A 19,357-nucleotide genomic window follows, 5' to 3' on the forward strand; every position below is an offset into this window, starting at 1 on the left:
TGACCGAGGATGTATGGATGAACCACCGAGAAAACATGAAGATGGTTGTTTGAACCATCCCCTCGGTGCCACGATGGTGCTCCGCCGAGCATCCTCGTAGGAGCCCCATGCGCGTCACTTCTGTCGAGTCGACCGAGCTCTTCGTCGGAACCACCGAGCAGCCGCGCCAGATCGTGGCCGTCGAGCTGAGCCACACCCCCGGCCGGTCCGTCCGTCTCACCGTCGAGGGATCCGGTGTCGCCGGGGAGGCCCTCGTCACGGTGGCCGACGACGGCACCGCGCGCGCCGAGATACCCGTGCGCACCGGCCTCGCCCCGGGCGAGCGCCGCGACATCTCGGTGACCGCGACCGACGTGATCGCCACCGACCAGGCCCAAGTGGCCGTGCACCCCGCCGAGTTCACGGCGGCGGAGCCGGGCTGGACGATGTTCATGGTCAGCCACTTCCACTACGACCCCGTCTGGTGGAACACCCAGGGCGCGTACACCGAGACCTGGGACGTGGCCGACGACCCGGCGTCGACGGGGTTGCCCGCGCGCACCTTCGACTCCCGCGGCCAGTCCGGCATGAGTCTCGTACGGGCCCACTGCGATCTGGCGCGCCGCGATCCGGCGTACACCTTCGTGCTCGCGGAGGTCGACTACCTCAAGCCGTACTGGGACGCCTTCCCGGAGGAGCGCGCCTTCCTGCGGGAGCTGCTGCGGACCGGCCGGGTCGAGATCATGGGCGGCACCTACAACGAGCCCAACACCAACCTCACCGGCGCCGAGGCCACCATCCGCAACGCCGTCTACGGGGACGGCTTCCAGCGGGCCGTCATGGGCGCGTCGCCGGAGACGGCCTGGCAGTTGGACGCCTTCGGCCACGACCCGCAGTTCCCGGGGCTGATGGCCGACGCGGGACTGTCCTCCAGCTCGTGGGCGCGCGGCCCCTTCCACCAGTGGGGTCCCACGCTGTCTGTGTTCGGCGAGGAGCCCCGGGATCCGAACCGGATGCAGTTCCCCGCCGAGTTCTCCTGGATCGCCCCCTCGGGACGCGGGCTGCTGACGGCGTACATGGTCAACCACTACGGCGCGGGCTGGGCCATCGACAACGCGCCGACGCTGCCCGAGGCCCAGGCCGCCGCGCTCAAGCTCTTCAAGGGGCTCAAGCAGGTCGCGCTCACCCGCAATGTGCTGCTCCCGGTCGGCGGGGACTACGCGCCGCCGTGCCGCTGGGTCATGGACATCCACCGCGACTGGAACGCCCGTTATGTCTGGCCGCGCTTCGTCAGCGCCGTGCCGCGCGACTTCTTCGCCGCCGTACGGGCCGAGTTGGACGCCGAGGGGCGCACGGCGTCACCGCAGACCCGGGACATGAACCCCGTCTACACCGGCAAGGACGTCTCCTACATCGACACGAAACAGGCCCAGCGGTACGGGGAGACGCTGCTCGCGGACGCCGAGGCCTGGGCGACGCTCGCCTCGCTCGTCACCGGGCACCCCTATCCGGACGCGGCCCTCGACAAGGCCTGGCGGCAGCTGATCTACGGCGCCCATCACGACGCCATCACCGGTTCGGAGTCCGACCAGGTCTACATCGACCTGCTCACCGGGTGGCGGGAGTTGGCGGACCTCGCCGAGACCGTGCACGCCGACGCGACCGACGCCCTCGCCCGGCACGTGGCCCCGCTGCCGGGCGGCGGCCCCGACCTGGTGGTGTTCAACTCCGCGACCTGGCAACGGCAGGACGTACTGACCGTCGACGACCCCGGACTCGTACCGCTCGACGACACGGGTCTCCCGTTGCCCGCCGTGCGGGAGAACGGCGAGCTGCGCGTGATCGTGCCGGAGGTCCCCGGCATGGGGATCAAGGCGCTCCCGCTCGCTCGGGGCACCGTCCCCGAGTGGGTGCCGGGCGAAGGCACCACGATCCGCAACGAGTTCTACGAGCTGACCGTGGACCCGGGACGCGGCGGCGGGGTGAGCCGGCTGCGCGCGCTCGTCGAGGGCGGACGGGACCTGCTGCGCGCCGGTGACATCGGCAACGAGCTGGTCGTACAGGAGGAGTACCCGCGGCACCCCCGCTTCGGCGAGGGCCCCTGGCATCTCACTCCGACCGGCACCACGGCCGCCCGCAGCCGCGATGTGACCGCCACCGTCCGGGTCGAGCACTCCCCCGCCGGTTCCCGCATCACCGTCACCGCCGACCTCGGCCTCTTCCGCTACACACAGCGGCTGTGCCTGTGGAAGGGAGTCGCGCGTCTGGACGTGTCCACCACCATCGACGGGTACGACGGCGCCGACCGGCTGATCCGGGTCCGCTGGCCCTCCGACGTGCGGGGCGGACTGCCGGTGCACGAGGTGGCCGACGCCGTGATCGGGCGCGGGTTCGGCTTCGTGGAGGTCGACAGCGAGCGGTTCCCGTGGACGCTGGACAACCCCGCCAACACCTGGTTCGGCCTCGGCTCCACGGCCCGCGCCGAGATCCGCGACGACACGGGCGCGCTGCTCGGCCACCGTTCGATCGGCGTGGCCGAACTCGTCTACGCCTCCTGGGACGAGGCCGGTGAACTCGGCACCCCGCTCGCGGCGGCCCTGGTCCGCGCCGGCGTCACCGCGACCTCGACGATCGCCGACGGACCGCGCTACGGCGACCTGGAGATCGACTCCAACCTGCCCGACATCCGCATCGCCGTCGGCGGCCCCGAACGCAACGCGGTCGTCGCCGAAGCGCTCGGCTGGGACCCGGCCGCCGGACGCGAGCTGCGCCGCCAACTCACCGAGCGGGGCGTGGCGGCCGTCTGGGTCGCGCCACGCGCGAGCCTGCGCGAGGAGTGGGTCCCCGGAGCCGACCTCCGCGACCTCGAACGGCTGCCGCTGCTCGTCGTGGCGGGCGCCCGCCCGCAGGACGACGCCAAGGCGGTCGACGCGCTGGTGGCCGACCTGGACGACGCGGTCCTGCGGGCCACGGCGGCGGGCGGCGGCGAGGCCCTGCCGCCGGGCGACGCCTGGGACGGCCGCAGCTTCGCCGTCCTCAACCGCGGCACACCCGGCTGCGTGGTCACCTCGTCCGGGGACCTCTACATGTCGCTGATGCGCTCGTGCACGGGCTGGCCTTCGGGCATCTGGATCGACCCGCCCCGCCGAACCGCCCCCGACGGCTCGGCCTTCCAACTCCAGCGCTGGTCCCACACCTTCGAGTACGCCGTGGTGGGCGGCGAGGGCGACTGGCGGAAGCTGGGTCTGCCGCGCACGGGCCACGCGTACAACCACCCGCTCACGGCACGGCTGCGCGACGGAGCCGGATCGGACGCGACGGACGCATCGGAGGTGTCGGACCCATCGCCGCAGGCCCCCGTCCTGCCGAGGAAAGCGACCCTGCTGGCACTGGAACCGGAGGGCGAGGTCCTGCTCGACGCGCTCAAACCGGTCGGCTCTCCGCTGGCCCGCGCCAGCGTGGCCCCGGCGGACCCGGGCCGCGGAGTCGTCGTACGGATGCACGAGGTGTCCGGCCGCCCGGTCCAGGCCCGGGTGCGCGGCCCGCTGCCGTGGACGGCCGGAGCGCGCGCCGACGTTCTGGAGAACCCGGGGGCACCGCTGGCCCCTGACCAGGAAGGGGTTCTCGACATCGGCCTGACCGGGTTCGAGGTCGCGACGGTCCTGGCGACTCCCGAGGACGGACGGACACCGCACGGCCCCGGAGTCGCCGCGCACGAGCCCGCGCAACCCGTCCACACCCGGTACTGGCTGCACAACTCAGGCCCCGCCCCGCGCGGCAACATGCCCGTCGCGGTGTACGTCTCGCCGACCGCGCTCACCGTCTCCGGGCACCCCGTGACCGCGACGGTCCGAGTCAGTTCGGAGCTCACCGACGCCCCGGTCTCGGGCACGGTCGCCCTGCGCGTACCGCCCGGCTGGTCCGCCGAACCCGCCGAACTGCCGTACGCGCTGGGCCCCGGCGGATTCACCCTCGCCGAGGTCACCGTCACCCCCGCCCCGGACGCCGCACCCGGCCGCCACTGGCTCGCCGCCCTGCTTTCGTACGGCGGTCAGACGTACGAGGACGTCGTGGCGCTCGACGTGCCGGGCACCGTCCCGGAGGGCGAGCCGGACGGTCGCAAGGGTCCAACTCTCGTGTCCAGACTCGGAGTTGAGCGGATCCGGGTGCGCGCGGGCGAGCTCGGCCGAGTTCCGGTGACCGTCCGCAACACCACCCGCGGTCCGGTCGACGGCACCCTGTGGGCGGTGTCGTCGTGGGGCACCTGGTCGGGGGTGAGTCCGGGGTGCCAGGGCTTCACCGTGCCCGCCGGGGAGCGGCTGGAGTGCGCGATCGAGGTGGACGGCGGTGCGGTGCCCCCGGGTTCGTACTGGCTGATGGCGAAGATCGCCTGGCACGGCAGCGTCGCCTACACCGAGGCCGTACCGCTGGAGGTGCTGCCATGAGCGATCACGTACATGCGCGTTCGCATCCACCCGGCGGGCCCGCACACGTCCACCTGCCCGACGGCGTGGCCGCGCTCGTGGACGGCGACGCCCTCGCCGCGGCGCACGTGGACGCGCTGCTGAGGGTCGTACCGCCGCGCGATCCCGTGACCCGCCCCGACGCGTCGGCGCGTGCCGAACGGCAGCGGCGGCGCTGGGCGACCCAGGTGGTCGTCGTGGACGAACTGGCCCGCCGGGCCTGCGCCGAGCGCGGACTGAGGCCTCCCGATGAGGTCCGGCCGGCGCAAGTGCTCGCCGTGGCCGAGGAGGACGTCGCGGATCTCGGCAGCATCGTCGCCGCGGTGCTCGCCCACTCCCCGGCCGCGCGCGTCCTGCTCGCCGCGCTGGAGAGCGAACAGGACGTGCCGGAGTCGGCGGTACGGGACTACTACGACCGCAACCCGGACCGCTTCCTCACCCCGGACGCCCTGCGACGCGGGGTCGACCCCTTCGGCGGGACCGACACCTCGGACCACCTGCCGTACGAGGGCGTACACGAGGGTGTCGCCCACGAGTTGCGCCGGTCCGCCGGCCGGCGTGCCTTCTTCGCCTGGCTCGACCGGGCGCGCGCCGGGGTGGTGTACGCGGCCGGGCACGAGCATCCCGGCGATCCGTCGCACCCGGACCACGAGCACCGGCACTGACCGCACGACGGCCGCACGACGGCCGTCCACGGGCCGCGCGCCGACGGCGTACCGACCGCGCAGCGACCGCGTCCGGAACCTAAAAGCAACACAGGACCCATTGACCTCCGATGAATTCTGGTCCACCTTTTCATCAATCGGAGTCGAAGTTGGTGAATTGAACCAGCAGCAGACTGGGTCTCAGGAGGGCAGCAATGCGCGCAAGAAGACTGACCGGATCCCTGGCCTGGCTCGTCGTGGTGACGTTGACGGCCGCAGGCTGCGGCCTCTCCGGCGGCTCCGACGACGGTGGCGCCACCGCGGGCGGTTGCAAGGTCGACGAGGGAAACGTCGGGTCGGGCAAGCTCACCGGTGACGTCGAGGGGAAGATCACTTTCCAGACGACCAACCTGAAGAAGGACTTCGGGGGCTTCTTCAACGGGGTGATCAAGGACTTCGAGAAGGCCAACCCCGGCACCTCGGTCAAGTGGATCGACGATCCCGGCGACAGCACGTTCACTCAGCGCACCGTCGCCGACGCCCAGGGCTGCACGATGCCGGACGTGATCAACATCGACGCCCCCACCGCGACCGCCCTCACCAAGGCCGGCTACCTACTGAACGTGGGCGTCAAGGACCCGGACGCCGCGAAGCCCTTCGTCCCGGCGTTCTGGAAGTCCAGCACCTACAAGGACGCCTCGGGGAAGGCGGCGCACACCGTGCTGCCCTGGTACACCGGCGGCGTCCTCCTCACGTACAACACCGACATGCTCAAGAAGGCCGGGATCGACCCGGCGAAGCCGCCGAAGACGATGTTCGGGCTGTTCGCCGACTACGAGAAGATCGCCAAGTCGGCCAAGGGCAAGTACTTCGCGACGATGGCCAACCCGATCTGGCGGATCCCGGCCGACTGGGACCAGATGGACATCAGGACGCTGTCCGCCGACGGCAAGTCGGCCGTCTTCGCCGACGATCCGAGGACCACCCAGTGGGTGGCCTGGATGGCGAAGCTGTACAAGGAAGGCGCCATGCCGAAGGACTCGCTGTCCTCCAGCAACGACCCCTCCACGCCGTACAGCCAGGGCCAGGTCGCCTACGGTTCGACGAACCCGAGCTTCGTGCGCTTCGTGAAGCAGAACAGCCCGTCGGTGTACGCCAAGACCGGCGTCGGCCAGCAGCCCTTCGACGCGCTCGGCCACACCACGGCCGCCCCTCAGTACATCTCGGTCGCCGCGACCAGCAAGCACGCCCCCACGGCGCTCGCGTTCGCCAAGTTCCTCACCAACGCCGAGAACCAGACGGCTTGGTGCAAGGATCCGAACGTTGTGATCTTCCCGACGACCACGACCTCGCTGGACGACCCGTTCTTCCAGAACGCGACCGGCAGCGACCCCTTCTCCCAGGCCCGCAAGCTCGTCGCCGAGCAGCTCAAGACCACCACCGCCTACCAGACCAACGTCTCCCCGGCCGTGCAGAAGGCCATCGTGTCCCAGGTGCAGCTGGCCATGCAGGGCAAGAAGAGCCCCGAGCAGGCGGTGAAGGACGCCCAGGAGAAGGCGAACGAGCTGCTGAAGCAGGCAGGCTGATCGTGGCGACGCAGACCGCGAAGCCGGTGTCCGCGCCCGGTACGGAGCACACAGCCTCCGCGCCGGGCGCGGCCCCGTCCCGCATACGCCGACTCGGCCGGGCGGTGCTGCCCGGCCCCGCTCCCGGAGCCAACGGCGCGGCGCTGTACCGCCGTTGGTGGCTGCCATGGCTGTGGACCGCCCCCGCGATCGTCTGCGCGGTGGTCTTCGGCGTGTTCCCGTTCCTCAACACGCTCCTGCTGTCGTTCACCGACGCCAAGCCGCTCGGCGGCGCCGCGGGCTTCGTCGGGCTCGACAACTACACCCGGATGCTGGACGACTCGGACTTCTGGCTGGCGACCCGCAACAGCATCCTGTACGCGCTGATCGTGGTGCCTTTGATGGTGCTGCTGCCGCTGCTGCTGGCCGTCCTGGTGGAGAAGAACCTGCCCGGCATCGGCTTCTTCCGCTCCGCCTTCTACACCCCCGTCCTCGCCTCCAGCGTCGTCGTGGGGCTGAGCTGGCAGTGGCTGCTGGCCGACGACGGGCTGATCAACACCTGGCTGGAGAAGGCCCATCTGATCAGGGACGCCATCCCGTTCCTGTCCGACTCGTGGCTGATCCTGTTCTCCGCGATGGGCCTGACCCTGTGGAAGGGGCTCGGCTGGTACATGATCTTCTACCTGGCCGCGCTGGGGAACGTGCCCAAGGAACTGCACGAGGCGGCGTCCATGGACGGCGCCGGTGCGGTCCGCCGCTTCTGGCACATCACCGTGCCGGGTGTCCGTCAGGCCATGATGCTGGTCGGCACCCTCACCGGCATCGGCTCATTGCGCGTGTTCACCGAGCTCTACATGCTCGGCGGCCCCACCGGCGGCCCCGGTGGCGCGGACCGCACGCTGCCCTTCTACATCAAGGACGTCGGCCTCGACCCGATCACCGGCAACGCCGGTTACGGCTCGGCGGTCAGTGTGGCGCTGTTCCTGCTGACGCTGGGGCTGACCCTGCTGGCGCAGCGGCTCACGAGGGAGGACGAGTCATGACGACCGCGACAGCGACGGCAACCTCGACCGGGACCGAGACACCACGGCGCAGGAGATTGCTCCCACGCTGGCGGGACTACGGCCGCCCCCGCGAACTGGTCGTCCGCTACCTGCTGTTGCTCTTCGTGCTCGGCATCACCGTCGGGCCGTTGGTCTGGCAGCTCCTGGCCTCTCTGAAGAGCACCGGCGAGGACGTCTTCGGCGCGAACGCCTCACTGTTCCCGCACGAGCCGACCCTGCGGGCCTACCGGGCGGTCTTCGACCAGGTGCCGGTGGCCACGTACATCAGGAACAGCATGTTCGTGGTCGTCCTGTCGGTCGGCAGCCAGCTGCTGTTCTCCACCACGGCCGGCTACATGCTCTCCAAGCCCAACTGGAAGGGCCGCAAGGCGGTTTGGGTCGTACTGATCGCCTCGATGATGTTCCCCTTCGAGTCGATCATGGTGTCGCTGTTCCTGAGCATCCGCGATCTGGGCCTGGTCGACAACCTGGTGGGCGTGTGGCTGCCCGGGTTCGTCGGTGCCATCAACGTGCTGCTGATGCGTGCCGCGTTCATGGCGGTGCCACGCGAGATCGAGGACTCGGCGATGCTCGACGGCGCGGGCGAGTGGCAGCGCTTCCGGTATCTGTACCTGCCGTCCGCGTGGGGCGCGATCCTGGTGGTCACCATCAACACCTTCATCAGCGCCTGGGACGACTTCCTCTGGCCGTTGATCGTGCTGCGCTCGGAGGAACACATGACGCTGACGCTCGGTCTCTCGCGCCTGCAGAGCTCGTCGTTCGGCTACGACCAGCGGGTGGTGATGGCCGGTTCGGTGATCTCCGTCATCCCGGTACTGGTGCTGTTCGTGATCACCCAGCGGTGGTTCTACAAGGGGGTTTCGTCGGGGGCCGTGAAGCTCTGACGGGACGTCGGCCGTCGCTGTGGACCGTCGCCGTCAACCGTCGATCCGCAGCACGGCCGGTACGGCGTCCAGCGCGGCCCGTGCCGATTCCGCGACCCGGATCTCCATGGTGCCGGGCAGCACGCCCGTCTCCAAGTCGGCGCCGACCTGCGCGAGTTGGTCGGCGTCGAGGGGGATGGCGACTGTGCGGGTCTCTCCCGGAGTGAGTTCGACGTTCCTGAAGGCACGCAGTTCGAGCGTGCGCGGCCACACGGGTGTGACCAGGCGTCGGATGTAGAGCTGGACGACGGTGCGCCCGGCCCGTTCCCCCGTGTTGGTGACGTCGACCGTGACGGTGTGCCCGGACAGCAGCGACGGCCCGTAGGCGAAGCTCGTGTACGACAGTCCGTGCCCGAAGGAGTAGAGGGGCTCGGCGCTCTCGTCGACGTAGGCCCCGTACTCGGTGTCCTTGTGGTTGTAGTACACGGGGAGTTGGGCGGCCGAGCGCGGGACCGAGACGGGCAGGCGTCCGAGCGGCTCGGCGTGCCCGAGGAGCACCTCGGCGATCGCGTCGCCGCCCCACGGGCCCGGGTACCAGACGGTGAGCAGGGCTGCCGCGCGTTCCGCCGCCTCCAGGACGGCATGCGGGCGACCCTGCACCAGGACCACGACCGTCGGGGTACCGGTCGCCACGACGGCGTCCAGCAGGGCGTGTTGGGCCCTGCCGAGCCGCAGTCCCGCGAGGTCGACTCCCTCTCCGCTGGTCATCTCGGACACAGCGCCGAGGGCCGCGCCGTTGGCGGCGAAGTCGGTCTCGGGAGTACGGGCGCTGCTGCCGCCCAGCGCGAGCACGGCCAGGTCGGAGACGCCGGCCTGGGCGATGGCCTCGGGGATCCCCGACAGGTCGTCGCCGGTGAGGGCGCAGCCGCGGGCGTGGCGGATGTCCACTCCGGGCGGGGCGAGTCGCCGCAGTCCGTCGAGGAGACTGACGCCGGTGTCGGGGCGCTGCGGGGCCGTGTAGTCGCCGAGTTGGTGGGCGGTGGTGGCGGCGTGCGGGCCGAGGACCGCGATGCGGGACACCGTCGGGCGGACGGGCAGGACACCTCCGTCGTCGTGGAGGAGGGTGACCGCGCCTCGGGCCAGGGCGGTGCTCAGTTCCCGGCCTCGGTCCGGGGACGGAGCGGTCAACCGGTCTTCGGCACAAGGCCGTTCGAAGAGCCCGAGACGGAACTTGAGGCGCAGCACCCGGGCGACGGCTGCGTCGAGCACGTCCTCCGTGACGAGTCCGCGCTCGACGGCCTCTTCCAGGTGCGTGAATCCGTGGTCCCAGAGGCTCAGGTCGACACCCGCGTCGAGCGCGAGGGCGCCCGCCGAGACCGTGTCGCCGGTGATCCGGGCCAGCCGGTCGACGGCGAGCCCGTCGGCCATGACCAGCCCGTCGAAGGCCCAGCGCTCACGCAACAGCCCGGTGAGCAGGGCCCTGTTGCCCGCGCAGGGAAGCCCGTCGACCTCGTTGTACGCGGCCATGACGGCAGCGGCTCCCGCCCGGACTCCGGCCCGTGCGGCGGGGAGATGGATCTCGTGGAGTTCACGGGGGCCGAGCTCGGACTCCGCGGAGTTGCGGCCGCCCACGGTGGCGCCCTGTCCGGCGAAGTGCTTGAGCACCACGGCGGCCTTGTCCCCGGCGAACTGCCCATCCCCGCAACCGGATTGCCCCTGCATGCCACGCACGAGCGCCTCGGTGAGGCGGGCGGCCAGATACGGGTCCTCGCCGAAGCACTCCTCAGTACGGCCCCATCGGGGGTCGCGCGCGAGGTCCAGGGCCGAGACGAGGGCGACATGGCCGCCACGGGCCCGCAGTTCGGCCGCGGCATGGGCGGCGGCCTGCTCGTACAGCTCAGGGTCCCAGGTGGCTCCGACGGCGAGATTGACCGGCAGGACCGTGCCGTCCAGGGCCATGAGGCCGTGCGGGACCTCCTCGACGAGGAGCGCCGGGATGCCGAGGCGGCTGCTTTCCATGACGTGGCGCTGCACCAGGTCGGCGAGCGTGGCGCCGTCGGCCGCACCCGCGCCGGTGGAGTGGTCGACGCCCGACCAGGCGTCGGCGCGCAGGAGTCCGTACAGGGCACCGAGGCCTGCGAAGCGCTCGGTCTCGGCGTACAGCGCCTCGGTGAGTTCGAAGCCGTCCGGTGTACGGCGGTAGGCGTCCCAGCCGTACATCCGCTGGTTGAGCTGGCCGGCCTTCTCCCGCAGGGTCATCCGGCCGAGCAGGTCGGCGACCCGGTCGTCGACGGCGGCGTCCGGGTCCAGATAGAGGGGGCTCTGCGTGTCGTGGCCCCGGGAAACCTCGGGTGTCCGCTCGGGCCGGGCGGCCGAGTGTTCCGGAGTCGGCATGCGGCCGGTTCCTTCCGTGCGGTTCTCGCGTGGGGCTACGGGGACGTACGGGGCAGGTGGCCCGGGTTGAGGTCACTCGGGTTCAGGCGGCCCGGGTTCAGGTGGTTCGGGTTCCGAGAGGCCGAGGTCAGGTGGTCCGGGACGTGGGTGGCGGGCCGCCGTGTCCGAGCCGGGCCAGGGCCACGGCGCCGCGGCAGCCGTCCGCGACCCAGTCCAGCGTCAGGCCGAACGCCTTGAGGCGCTCGCTAAGAAGGGCTGTCAGGGGTCCTTCGGGGCCGAGCAGCCCGCCGGTGGCGACGATCCGCTCGCCCTGGTGGGGTGCCAGCGCGCGGACCGGTTCCAGCAGGTGGTCCGCCGCCTCGTCGAGGATCGCCCGCGCGACGGCGTCCTCGTGCCGGGCCGCCTCGGCGACCAGCGGGGCGAGCCGGGCGAGGTGGATCGGAGGCTCGGCCATGACTGCGGGCAGCAGATGCATGCGGTAGGCCGCGCGCAGGTCGGGCGACCACTCCGGCTCCGCGGGGAGGCGCCCGCGGGCGGGCCCGGATGCGCCGGAGGCGCTGACGGAGGCGGAGGCAGAGGCAGAGGCATCAGCGCTCACCGGGCCGACCGCGGGGTTCGGACCGTCGCCCCCACTACGCGGGCTCTCCACACCATCGCGGCTGCCCACACCATTCGGGCCACCCGCATCACTCGGACTTCCCCCACCATCCCGGCCTCCGGAACCACTCGGGCTCCCCACACCATCCCGGCCTCCGACACCGCCCAGGCCACCCTCACTACCCAGGTCACCCAGGTTCACCGGGCCTCCATACGGCCGCTCCTCGGCGTACGGCAGCGCCCCACTCGGCACCCCCAACGCCCGCCCGACCGCATCGGCCAGCGTCGTCGGGCCGCCCCGTCCGTCCGCCATGCGCAGCGCCGCCCGTACCGCGCTGCGGCCGATCCAGAAGCCGCCGCCGTCGTCCCCGAGCAGCCAGCCGTCACCGCCGACGGTCACCGCGCAACGGCGGTCCCTGATGCGCATCGCGACCGCGCCGGTGCCCGCCACCAGGGCAAGGCCGTCGGCGGGGGCGCCGGGTGCGGAGGCGAAGGCCGCCTCGATGTCGCTGCTGACGCCGACCGAATCCGCCGCGATGCCCAGGCGTCGCAGCGCTGCGGTGAGCGCGGCCAGGGCGTTGAGGCGGCCGGGCTCGTCCGGGGAGGTCTCCGCCGCGCCCGCGAAGCCGCCGGCCACGGCGCCGACCCGGGCACGGTCCGCCTCCGGAACCGCCCGCGCGACGGCCTCGGCCAGGTGGTCGGTGAGCAGCGGCACCGGGACGGTCAGGGCGTTGCCGGGTCCGGCGACGCCCTGACCGAGCACGCGGCCGTCCACGGCGGACGCCAGAACAGCGCGGGTTCGGGTACCGCCGGCGTCCAGGCCCACCACGAGATCCCGGTCCCGCACGAGATCCCGCGCCTGATCCCGCACCCGCTTCCGCACCAGATCCGAATCCTGGTTCAAATCATTGTTCATTGGCGACCATGGTGGTTGATACATTCGCCCAGAACAAGCCCCGGCCGCGCGTCGGCACAGGTTTCCGAGGAGGACCCCATCAGCACTCCCCCCGTATCCGGCACGCCCGCGCCCCGCTTCGGTGTGAACTACACGCCCCGCCGCGGCTGGTTCCACTCCTGGCACGACTTCGATCCCGCCCACGCCCGTGAGGACCTGGCCCAGATAGCCGGGCTCGGCCTGGACCACATCCGCGTCTTCCACCTCTGGCCGCTCCTGCAGCCCAACCGCACGCTGATCCGCGGCGCGGCCGTCGACCAGCTGGTGCAGCTCGTGGATCTGGCGGCCGAGGCCGGTCTCGACGTCCTCGTGGACGGAGTGCAGGGCCATCTGTCGAGCTTCGACTTCTATCCGGAGTGGACCCGCAGCTGGCACCACCGCAACGTGTTCACGGACCCCGAGGCCATCGAGGCCCAGGCGGAGCTGCTGCGCGTCCTCGGGCGCGCGCTCGCCGACCGGCCCAACCTCATCGGCCTCCAGCTCGGCAACGAGCTCAACAACCTGGTCGAGCACAACCCGGTGACCATCGCGGAGGTCGACCACTACCTCGACACACTCCTCGCCGCCGCCAGGGACGGTCTGGCCGCCGCCCCGCCGGGCCGTCTCGTCACGCACTCCGCGTACGACGCGGCCTGGTACGGCGACGACCACCCGTTCACACCGGAGGCCTCGGCCCGCAAGGGCGACCTGACCACCGTCCACCCTTGGGTGTTCTCGGGCGACTGCGCACGCCGTTACGGCCCCCTCTCGCCGCAGGTCCTGCACCTCGCCGAGTACGGCGTGGAACTCGCCAAGGCCTACGCCGAGGACGTGACGCGGCCGGTCTGGGCGCAGGAGACCGGTGCGCCCGAGCCGCACATCCCGGCGGCCGACGCACCCGAGTTCGCGCGCGCCACCGTGCTGAACGCCTCCGAGTGCTCGGGGCTGTGGGGCGTGACCTGGTGGTGCTCCCACGACGTGGACCGCTCCCTGGCCGACTACCCGGAGCTGGAGTACACCCTGGGCCTCTTCGACTCCTCCGGTCGCCCCAAGCCGATCGCCACCGCAATCGCCGACGCCGTCGCCGAGGTACGGGCCAAGCCCCGCCCCGCACAGCCGCGCGACCTGGCCCTGGTCCTGGACTGCACGCCCGCCACCAGGTCGGTGTCCGGTCCGGGCGGCGCGTACTTCGAGGCGTGGATGTGGCTGCGCAGCCAGGGCGTCCGCCCGACCGTGGTCCTGGCCTCACGCGCGGACGATGCCGACCACCTCGCGGCCCGCGGCATCACGGATCTCGTACGGAATCCGTGACCGAGCCGGGCACCGAGGCCGACGGCGGAGCCTGCCGACGAGCGGCTACTCGCCCGCCGGAGCCACCGCCGCAGCCTCCACCAGCGCCTCCGCCAGCGCCCGCAGGTTGGCCCGGCCCCGTCCGTACGAGCACAGGTCGTCCCCGTCCTCGGGGAGCCCGGTGGAGACCCGTACGGCGTCCGGTCGCCGGGCCAGCAGGGAGTCGCGGAGGCGGGCCTGCCAGGGGTGCAGCCCGGCGTCGTTCGTGGCGACGATCAGCGGGGAGCCCTCGGCCCATCGCAGGATTCCGGTGACGAGGGCCGCCGGGTCGGCCGGCTCCCCGGTGACCGCGGTTCCCGAGGCTGTGGGGTCGACGGCGCGCAGCTCGGTCAGCAGGTCCTCGCCGCCCCAGTTGAGCGCGGGATGCGGCGGCGGGAACAGGTCGACGACATGGGCGCCGGACACCGGGGGCCTGGCGGGCCCGCTGCGTACAGCCCGGCGGGCGGCCTCCGCTCCGGCGCCGGAGTCCCATGCGGCGACCGTGCCCGGGGCGGCCGGTGTCGCGTACCGCTCGGCGAGGCGGCGGACCCGCCCGGCGGCCTCCCAGACGCGCTCGTCGGGCAGCGCTCCGGTACGCAGCGCGCCCAGGACCGCGTCTCGGCAGGCCAGCGTGGTCTCCAGGTCCGGTACGGCGACGATGACCTGGTCGGCTCCCGCGGCGAGGGCGATCCGGGCCCCGGCGGCCTCTCCGTAACGGTCGGCGATCGCCTTCATCTCCAGCGCGTCGCTGACCAGCACCCCGTCGAAGCCGATCTCGTCGCGGAGCAGATCGCGCAGGATGCGGCGGCTCAGCGTGGCCGGGCGGTTCGGGTCGAGCGCCGGGAACACGACATGGGCGCTCATCAGCATCGGAACGCCCGCGGCGACGGCCGCGCGGAACGCTTCGAGGTCGGGGAGCAGTTCGTCGTACGGCCGCGGGTCGACGGCGGTGTCGTGGTGGCTGTCGGTCTCGGTGCCGCCGTGGCCGGGGAAGTGCTTGGCGCAGGAGGCGACACCGCGGGCCTCGGTGGCGGTGATCCACGCCCGCAGGTGGCGGCCGACGAGCTCGGGGTCGGCGCCGAAGGAGCGGGTGCGCACGATCGGGTTGTCCGGGTGGTGCTGGAGGTCGGCGACCGGCGCGTACGAGGCGGTGATGCCGAGGGCGGCGAGGTGTCCGGCGAGCGCGTCGGCGCAGCGGGCGGTCAGATCCGTGTCGTCGACGACGCCGAGCGCGAAGTTGCCGGGGACGTCGGGTGCGCCCGCGCCCACCAGGTGGCCGATGCCGCCGCCCTCGTTGTCGATGCCGACGATCAGGTCGGGGCGTATGGCACGCAGCTCGTCGGTGAGCCGGCGCACCTGCTCGGCGTCGCGCACGTTGCGGGTGAACAGGATGACCCCGCCGAGCCCCCGGTCGACGAGCCGTTTCAGGGTGGCGGGGACGCTCGCGGTCCCGTCGAACCCGGCGACGAGGCAGCGGTGGGCGGCCTCGTCCAGGTCGACGGGCAGACCCGGACCGTCGAACGCGGCGGGCAGGGGATGGATCACGTCGACTGTCCTCCGGTCGGATGACGGATCGGATGATGCGAACCACCAAAACATAACCCCAAGGTGAATCAATCAACCAGCCCCCTTGACGCAACGCATGCGCCGCACCACGGAGGGCAGCGGCCCGGAACGATCTCCTTACGCGGGCCTGACGCCGGTCCGTGGGGCTCGGTAGGGTCCGCGGCAGCGGTCAGGACCTGGTCCGGTACGCCTCGAAGCGATGAGGAGTGATGCACGGTGATCCCATCCGCCCCGCGCGTGGAGCTGACGCCCGCCGCCGCCGAGCTGCTGCGCCGACTGCGGGCCACCCACGGTCCGCTGATGTTCCATCAGTCCGGCGGCTGCTGCGACGGCAGCGCGCCCATGTGCTACCCGGAGGGCGAGTTCCGGACGGGCGACTCCGATGTACTCCTCGCCTCGCTGGCCGTCGAGGGCGTGGACGAGCCGGTGACGTTCTGGATGTCGCGGAGCCAGTACGAGGTGTGGAGTCACACCCGGCTGATCGTCGACGTGGTGGAGGGGAGGGGCAGCGGTTTCTCGCTGGAGGCACCCGAAGGGGTGCGTTTCCTGACCCGTTCGCGTCTCGTCGGCACGTAGTCGTCGTCAGGCCACCTGCTCTGTGGTGAACTCCCTTGTGTCCTGGGCCATTTGAGGAGACAGCGGAGAGAGCAGGGGCAGCGTGAGACGACGCACCGGACGACTCAGAACCGCACTGACGGTTGTAACGGCATGGAGCGCACTGGCCGGTGCCGCCCTCGCGGGGGCGGCACCGGCCAGTGGCGCGCCGGACGGCGGCCCACCGGGTTTCCACCGGCTCGCACCCGGCGTGCGCTACACCGAGTTCGACATTCCGGCCGCCAAGGGTGTGGCGCACGCACATGTCCTCAGCGTCGATCTCCGCAATCCCCGGGTGAGTGTCGACCTGCTCCACCCCGGCGCGGTGGCGGCGCGGGCCCCCGTGTCACGGCTGGCCGACGCCCAGGGCGCGGTGGCGGGCGTCAACGGCGACTTCTTCAACATCACCGAGACCCAGCATCCGGGGGTGGAGGCGACCGGTGCGTCCGTCGGTCCCGCGATCGCGGGCGGGCGCACGCTCAAGGCGGCGGTTCCGGACGGCCAGCGCTTCGGCCCCGCCCTGCCGCCCGGCACGAGCACCCGGGACGTACTCGGCGTCGGCACGGACCATCGGGCCCGCCTCGACAGCCTCGCCCTCGACGGTTCGGTCACCACCCCCGAGGCACGGCTGCCGCTCGGCGGACTCAACCAGTACGCGCTGCCGGTCGGCTCCGTCGGCGCGTTCACCTCGGACTGGGGCAGCCCCTCCCGCGTGCGGGCCACCTGCGGGACGGACACCGACCGGGCCGCGCCCTGCAGTACGGACACCCATGAGGTGACCGTGCAGGACGGCCTGGTCGTGTCATCGGCCGACACACCCGGCAACGGACCCATCGCTTCCGGCACCACTGTCCTGGTCGGCCGGGAGGCGGGCGCCCAGCAGCTGCGGAAGCTGTCCCTCGGCGAGCGGGTCACGGTGCGGCACCGGCTGGTGGCGGCCTCGTCGAGGATCCCGTACCGGTTCGTGATCGGCGGCTATCCGGTCCTGAGGGGCGGTCAACCGCTCGCGGGTCTGGACACCACGACCGCGGCGGTACGGACCGCCGCGGGCATCTCGGACGGCGGCAGCCGGCTCCTGCTGCTCGCGCTGGACGGGGCACCCGAGTTCCGCACGGGACTCACCATCGCGGAAGTCGCCGACACCATGCGGGAGTTGGGTTCCGTGGACGCCTTCAGCCTCGACGGCGGCGGCTCGACCACGCTGGCCGCCCGGGAGCCGGGCTCGACGACGGCGACCGTGCGCAACCATCCCAGTGGCGGGGCGGAGAGGCCGGTGCCCAACGGGATCGGCGTGTTCTCGCGGTCGTGATCCGCGCGCCCCACCCCCGCGGCGGGCTCACGGCCTGAGGCTGCTGACGACGTCGGCGGTCGCCGTGAGCCCGTTGTGGATGGTCGGCGCCATGCTCGTGCTCGCGAGATAGAAGCCGAGCAGCACACAGACCACGGCGTGCGAGAGCTTCAGCGCGCCGTTGCGGAGGAAGACCACCGCAAGGATCAAGAGCAACAGGACCACAGAGATGGAAATGGCCATCGTCAACCTCCTCCGCCACGTCCACACCGCGGCTTTCGGCCGCAAGTGTGGCGTAGCGGGGGGTTCGTCCGGGCTGCTGACGTGTCCGCCGAACGTGTGTTGACTGCGTGTGAAAGCGCTGGGCTGGGCCCGTCGGTCGGCGATCGCTGGGCTACGCCCGCTCGTGGACCTGCTTGTGGACCTACTTGTGGGCGTCCAGGAACGCTTCGAGGCCCGCGAGGTCGTCGGTGTTGAAGTAGTCGGCGTCGGCGGCGAGGAGTTCACTCCAGACCGCGTCACGGGCGGGGCCCGCCAGATCCGGGGTGGCCCAGAAGCGGACCTTCTGCCTTCGCGAGTGCGCCGCCGCGATGATGCCGCGCAGCTTCTGACGCTCCACCTCCGGGAACGTGCCGACGCCCTGCCAGGTGAAGTTGAGCGTCCAGTTGTCGCTGATCAGCGGGATGAACGAGGCGGGGGCCGGGGTAGGGGCCAGCAGGTCGAGGAGGCGGCCGTCGTAGAAGGCCCGCCGTACGGTCTGGGCCTCCATCGGGACGCGGGCCGCGCGGTCGCCGGAGATCACGGCGGTCACCGCGCCGGGGAAGACCCGCCCGTGGGCGTACGTCGTGAACAGGTGCCGGTAGCGCCGCAGTTGGCGGTCGAGCTCCAGGTACGTGGACGCGCCCTCGGTCTTGATGTCGATGAGCAGTTGGAGCGGCTTGCGCTGCCCCCGGTACACCGAGCCGCGGTTGGCCTTCACGCGGGCGGCGAGGGGGGCGAGGTAGAGGGATTCCAGCGTCCGGGTCGGGTCGAGTTCGACCGGGTCGTGGGCGACCAGCAGTTGCTTCCCCACGAGGAAGATGTCCGACTCGACGCTCCCGAAGCGGTGGTCGAGCGCGTCGAGGAGGGGACGGGTGTGGAGGTAGTCGTTGTGCGCGTGGGCGCGCCACAGCGGGCGCGGCCGGTGCCCGCCCTCGGTCGCCTGCGCGTACGCGGGCACGGCGACGCTGCCCGCCACCGCGGCGGCGAGGGTGGTGAGGGCTCTGCGACGGGTGGTGAGGGCCATGTCTGCCTCCCTGAGAGTGCCGTATGGGCCTCAGCGAGTATCGGCCCTCGCAGGCGTCAAGGAGCAGGGCCGTGCGGGGAGTTGGCCGGACTGCCGCTGTGCGTTCACTTCGACCGACCACCTCCGGCGGACGTTCACACCGAGGTCAACTCGGCCCACCCGACCGTCCGGTCGCACCACCGCTCCAGCAGCACCCGGTCGTGCCCGACGGCCAGCAGTCCGGCCCCGCTCTCCCGCCGGTAGGTCTCCACGACGCCGACCAGCGCGGCCGTGGTCGAGGCGTCGAGCATCGCCGTCATCTCGTCGCAGACGAGCCAGCGAGGCCGCAGGGCGAGCGCCCGCGCGAGACAGGCCCGCTGCAGCTGGCCGTCGCTGACCTCGTGCGGCCTGCGGGCCAGCAGGTCCGCTCCGAGCCCCACTGTTTCGGCCAACTCCCGTACGCCGTCCACCGTTTGCCCGGTGTCCCGGAGCGGCTCGGCGATCAGGTCCGCGAGCCGCAGCCGTGGGTCCGCCGACAGGCGTGGCTGCTGGAAGACGACCCCGAAGGCGGTGCGCTGGGCACGCGGCGCACGATGACGCCAGCCGCGGGCCGGCTCGCCGTCGATGACGACCTCGCCGGAGTCGGGCCGGTGCAGCAGCGCGGCGACCCGGGCCAGCGTGGACTTGCCGCAGCCGCTGGGCCCCTGGAGCCCCACGGCCTCCCCGGCACTCACGGTCAGCGAGACCTCGCGGACGACGGGGGCACGCCGGTCGTACCCGGCCGTGACGGACCGCAGCTCAAGCACGCGCCGC

General features: G+C 72.0%; 13 protein-coding genes and 1 pseudogene. 8 read left to right on the top strand and 6 right to left on the bottom strand.

The annotated features are described in order from the left end of the window. The first annotated feature begins 107 nt into the window (after positions 1 to 107). From ACN20J_RS08630 to ACN20J_RS08650, 5 genes are all read left to right on the top strand, one after another. Entirely contained in the window at positions 108 to 4,424 is a 4,317-nt protein-coding gene (locus ACN20J_RS08630) for an NEW3 domain-containing protein (protein ID WP_419665646.1), read from the top strand. Then, positions 4,421 to 5,107 (top strand): peptidyl-prolyl cis-trans isomerase, encoded by a 687-nt coding sequence (locus tag ACN20J_RS08635; protein ID WP_419665647.1) that lies wholly within the window; start codon positions 4,421 to 4,423, stop codon positions 5,105 to 5,107. The genes ACN20J_RS08630 and ACN20J_RS08635 overlap by 4 nt, the downstream gene beginning before the upstream one ends. 194 nt (positions 5,108 to 5,301) lie before the next feature. Continuing rightward, a complete protein-coding gene (locus ACN20J_RS08640) occupies positions 5,302 to 6,672 on the top strand; it encodes an extracellular solute-binding protein (RefSeq protein WP_419665648.1) in 1,371 nt (456 codons plus the stop codon). After that, positions 6,672 to 7,694: a carbohydrate ABC transporter permease gene (locus ACN20J_RS08645; RefSeq protein ID WP_189843915.1), complete on the top strand. Its 1,023-nt coding sequence runs from the start codon at positions 6,672 to 6,674 to the stop codon at positions 7,692 to 7,694. Before ACN20J_RS08640 ends, ACN20J_RS08645 begins: the two co-directional genes overlap by 1 nt. After that, positions 7,691 to 8,599, top strand: a complete 909-nt coding sequence (locus ACN20J_RS08650; protein WP_419665649.1) for a carbohydrate ABC transporter permease — start codon at positions 7,691 to 7,693, stop codon at positions 8,597 to 8,599. Before ACN20J_RS08645 ends, ACN20J_RS08650 begins: the two co-directional genes overlap by 4 nt. A 33-nt stretch (positions 8,600 to 8,632) precedes the next feature. On the opposite strand, the gene ACN20J_RS08655 is transcribed toward ACN20J_RS08650, so the two are convergent. Together ACN20J_RS08655 and ACN20J_RS08660 are read right to left on the bottom strand one after the other, a co-directional pair. Next, complete coding sequence (locus ACN20J_RS08655; protein ID WP_419668859.1) at positions 8,633 to 10,837, bottom strand: glycoside hydrolase family 3 N-terminal domain-containing protein; 2,205 nt, start codon at positions 10,835 to 10,837, stop codon at positions 8,633 to 8,635. 262 nt (positions 10,838 to 11,099) lie between these two features. Further along, complete coding sequence (locus tag ACN20J_RS08660) at positions 11,100 to 12,485, bottom strand: BadF/BadG/BcrA/BcrD ATPase family protein (protein ID WP_419665650.1); 1,386 nt, start codon at positions 12,483 to 12,485, stop codon at positions 11,100 to 11,102. An 8-nt stretch (positions 12,486 to 12,493) separates the two neighbouring features. Between ACN20J_RS08660 and ACN20J_RS08665 the strand changes: the two are divergent. Further along, a pseudogene (locus ACN20J_RS08665) lies at positions 12,494 to 13,814 on the top strand (glycoside hydrolase 5 family protein). Positions 13,815 to 13,859: 45 nt separating this feature from the next. Here ACN20J_RS08665 and ACN20J_RS08670 read toward each other — a convergent pair. Continuing rightward, the gene (locus ACN20J_RS08670) at positions 13,860 to 15,377 is read right to left on the bottom strand and encodes a glycoside hydrolase family 3 N-terminal domain-containing protein (protein ID WP_419665651.1); all 1,518 of its coding nucleotides are present in this window, start codon (positions 15,375 to 15,377) and stop codon (positions 13,860 to 13,862) included. 240 nt (positions 15,378 to 15,617) lie between these two features. Between ACN20J_RS08670 and ACN20J_RS08675 the strand changes: the two genes are divergently transcribed. Then, positions 15,618 to 15,974: a DUF779 domain-containing protein gene (locus ACN20J_RS08675; protein WP_372505305.1), complete on the top strand. Its 357-nt coding sequence runs from the start codon at positions 15,618 to 15,620 to the stop codon at positions 15,972 to 15,974. A gap of 82 nt (positions 15,975 to 16,056) precedes the next feature. Beyond that, complete coding sequence (locus ACN20J_RS08680) at positions 16,057 to 17,301, top strand: phosphodiester glycosidase family protein (RefSeq protein WP_419665652.1); 1,245 nt, start codon at positions 16,057 to 16,059, stop codon at positions 17,299 to 17,301. Between the two features lie 27 nt (positions 17,302 to 17,328). On the opposite strand, the gene ACN20J_RS08685 is transcribed toward ACN20J_RS08680, so the two are convergent. The 3 genes from ACN20J_RS08685 to ACN20J_RS08695 all read right to left on the bottom strand — a co-directional run bounded on the left by ACN20J_RS08685 (position 17,329) and on the right by ACN20J_RS08695 (position 19,350). Beyond that, positions 17,329 to 17,523, bottom strand: a complete 195-nt coding sequence (locus tag ACN20J_RS08685) for a hypothetical protein (protein ID WP_055611237.1) — start codon at positions 17,521 to 17,523, stop codon at positions 17,329 to 17,331. Between the two features lie 181 nt (positions 17,524 to 17,704). Next, positions 17,705 to 18,565 carry a phosphatidylinositol-specific phospholipase C/glycerophosphodiester phosphodiesterase family protein gene (locus ACN20J_RS08690; RefSeq protein WP_364184524.1) on the bottom strand — a complete coding sequence of 287 codons (861 nt, stop codon included), beginning with the start codon at positions 18,563 to 18,565 and terminating at the stop codon, positions 17,705 to 17,707. A gap of 134 nt (positions 18,566 to 18,699) precedes the next feature. After that, positions 18,700 to 19,350 carry an ABC transporter ATP-binding protein gene (locus tag ACN20J_RS08695; protein ID WP_419665653.1) on the bottom strand — a complete coding sequence of 217 codons (651 nt, stop codon included), beginning with the start codon at positions 19,348 to 19,350 and terminating at the stop codon, positions 18,700 to 18,702. Between the last annotated feature and the right edge of the window lie 7 nt (positions 19,351 to 19,357).

Source organism: Streptomyces sp. 2-1, assembly GCF_048564895.1.
Classification (GTDB): domain Bacteria; phylum Actinomycetota; class Actinomycetes; order Streptomycetales; family Streptomycetaceae; genus Streptomyces; species Streptomyces phaeochromogenes.

Excerpts from the sequence above, each read along its gene's own strand:
- ACN20J_RS08650 (WP_419665649.1), top strand. The coding sequence starts at position 7,691 with ATGACGACCGCGACAGCGACGGCAACCTCGACCGGGACCGAGACACCA.
- ACN20J_RS08640 (WP_419665648.1), top strand. The coding sequence starts at position 5,302 with ATGCGCGCAAGAAGACTGACCGGATCCCTGGCCTGGCTCGTCGTGGTG.
- ACN20J_RS08660 (WP_419665650.1), bottom strand. The coding sequence starts at position 12,485 with ATGAACAATGATTTGAACCAGGATTCGGATCTGGTGCGGAAGCGGGTG.
- ACN20J_RS08655 (WP_419668859.1), bottom strand. The coding sequence starts at position 10,837 with ATGACCCTGCGGGAGAAGGCCGGCCAGCTCAACCAGCGGATGTACGGC.
- ACN20J_RS08635 (WP_419665647.1), top strand. The coding sequence starts at position 4,421 with ATGAGCGATCACGTACATGCGCGTTCGCATCCACCCGGCGGGCCCGCA.
- ACN20J_RS08685 (WP_055611237.1), bottom strand. The coding sequence starts at position 17,523 with ATGGCCATTTCCATCTCTGTGGTCCTGTTGCTCTTGATCCTTGCGGTG.
- ACN20J_RS08630 (WP_419665646.1), top strand. The coding sequence starts at position 108 with ATGCGCGTCACTTCTGTCGAGTCGACCGAGCTCTTCGTCGGAACCACC.
- ACN20J_RS08690 (WP_364184524.1), bottom strand. The coding sequence starts at position 18,565 with ATGGCCCTCACCACCCGTCGCAGAGCCCTCACCACCCTCGCCGCCGCG.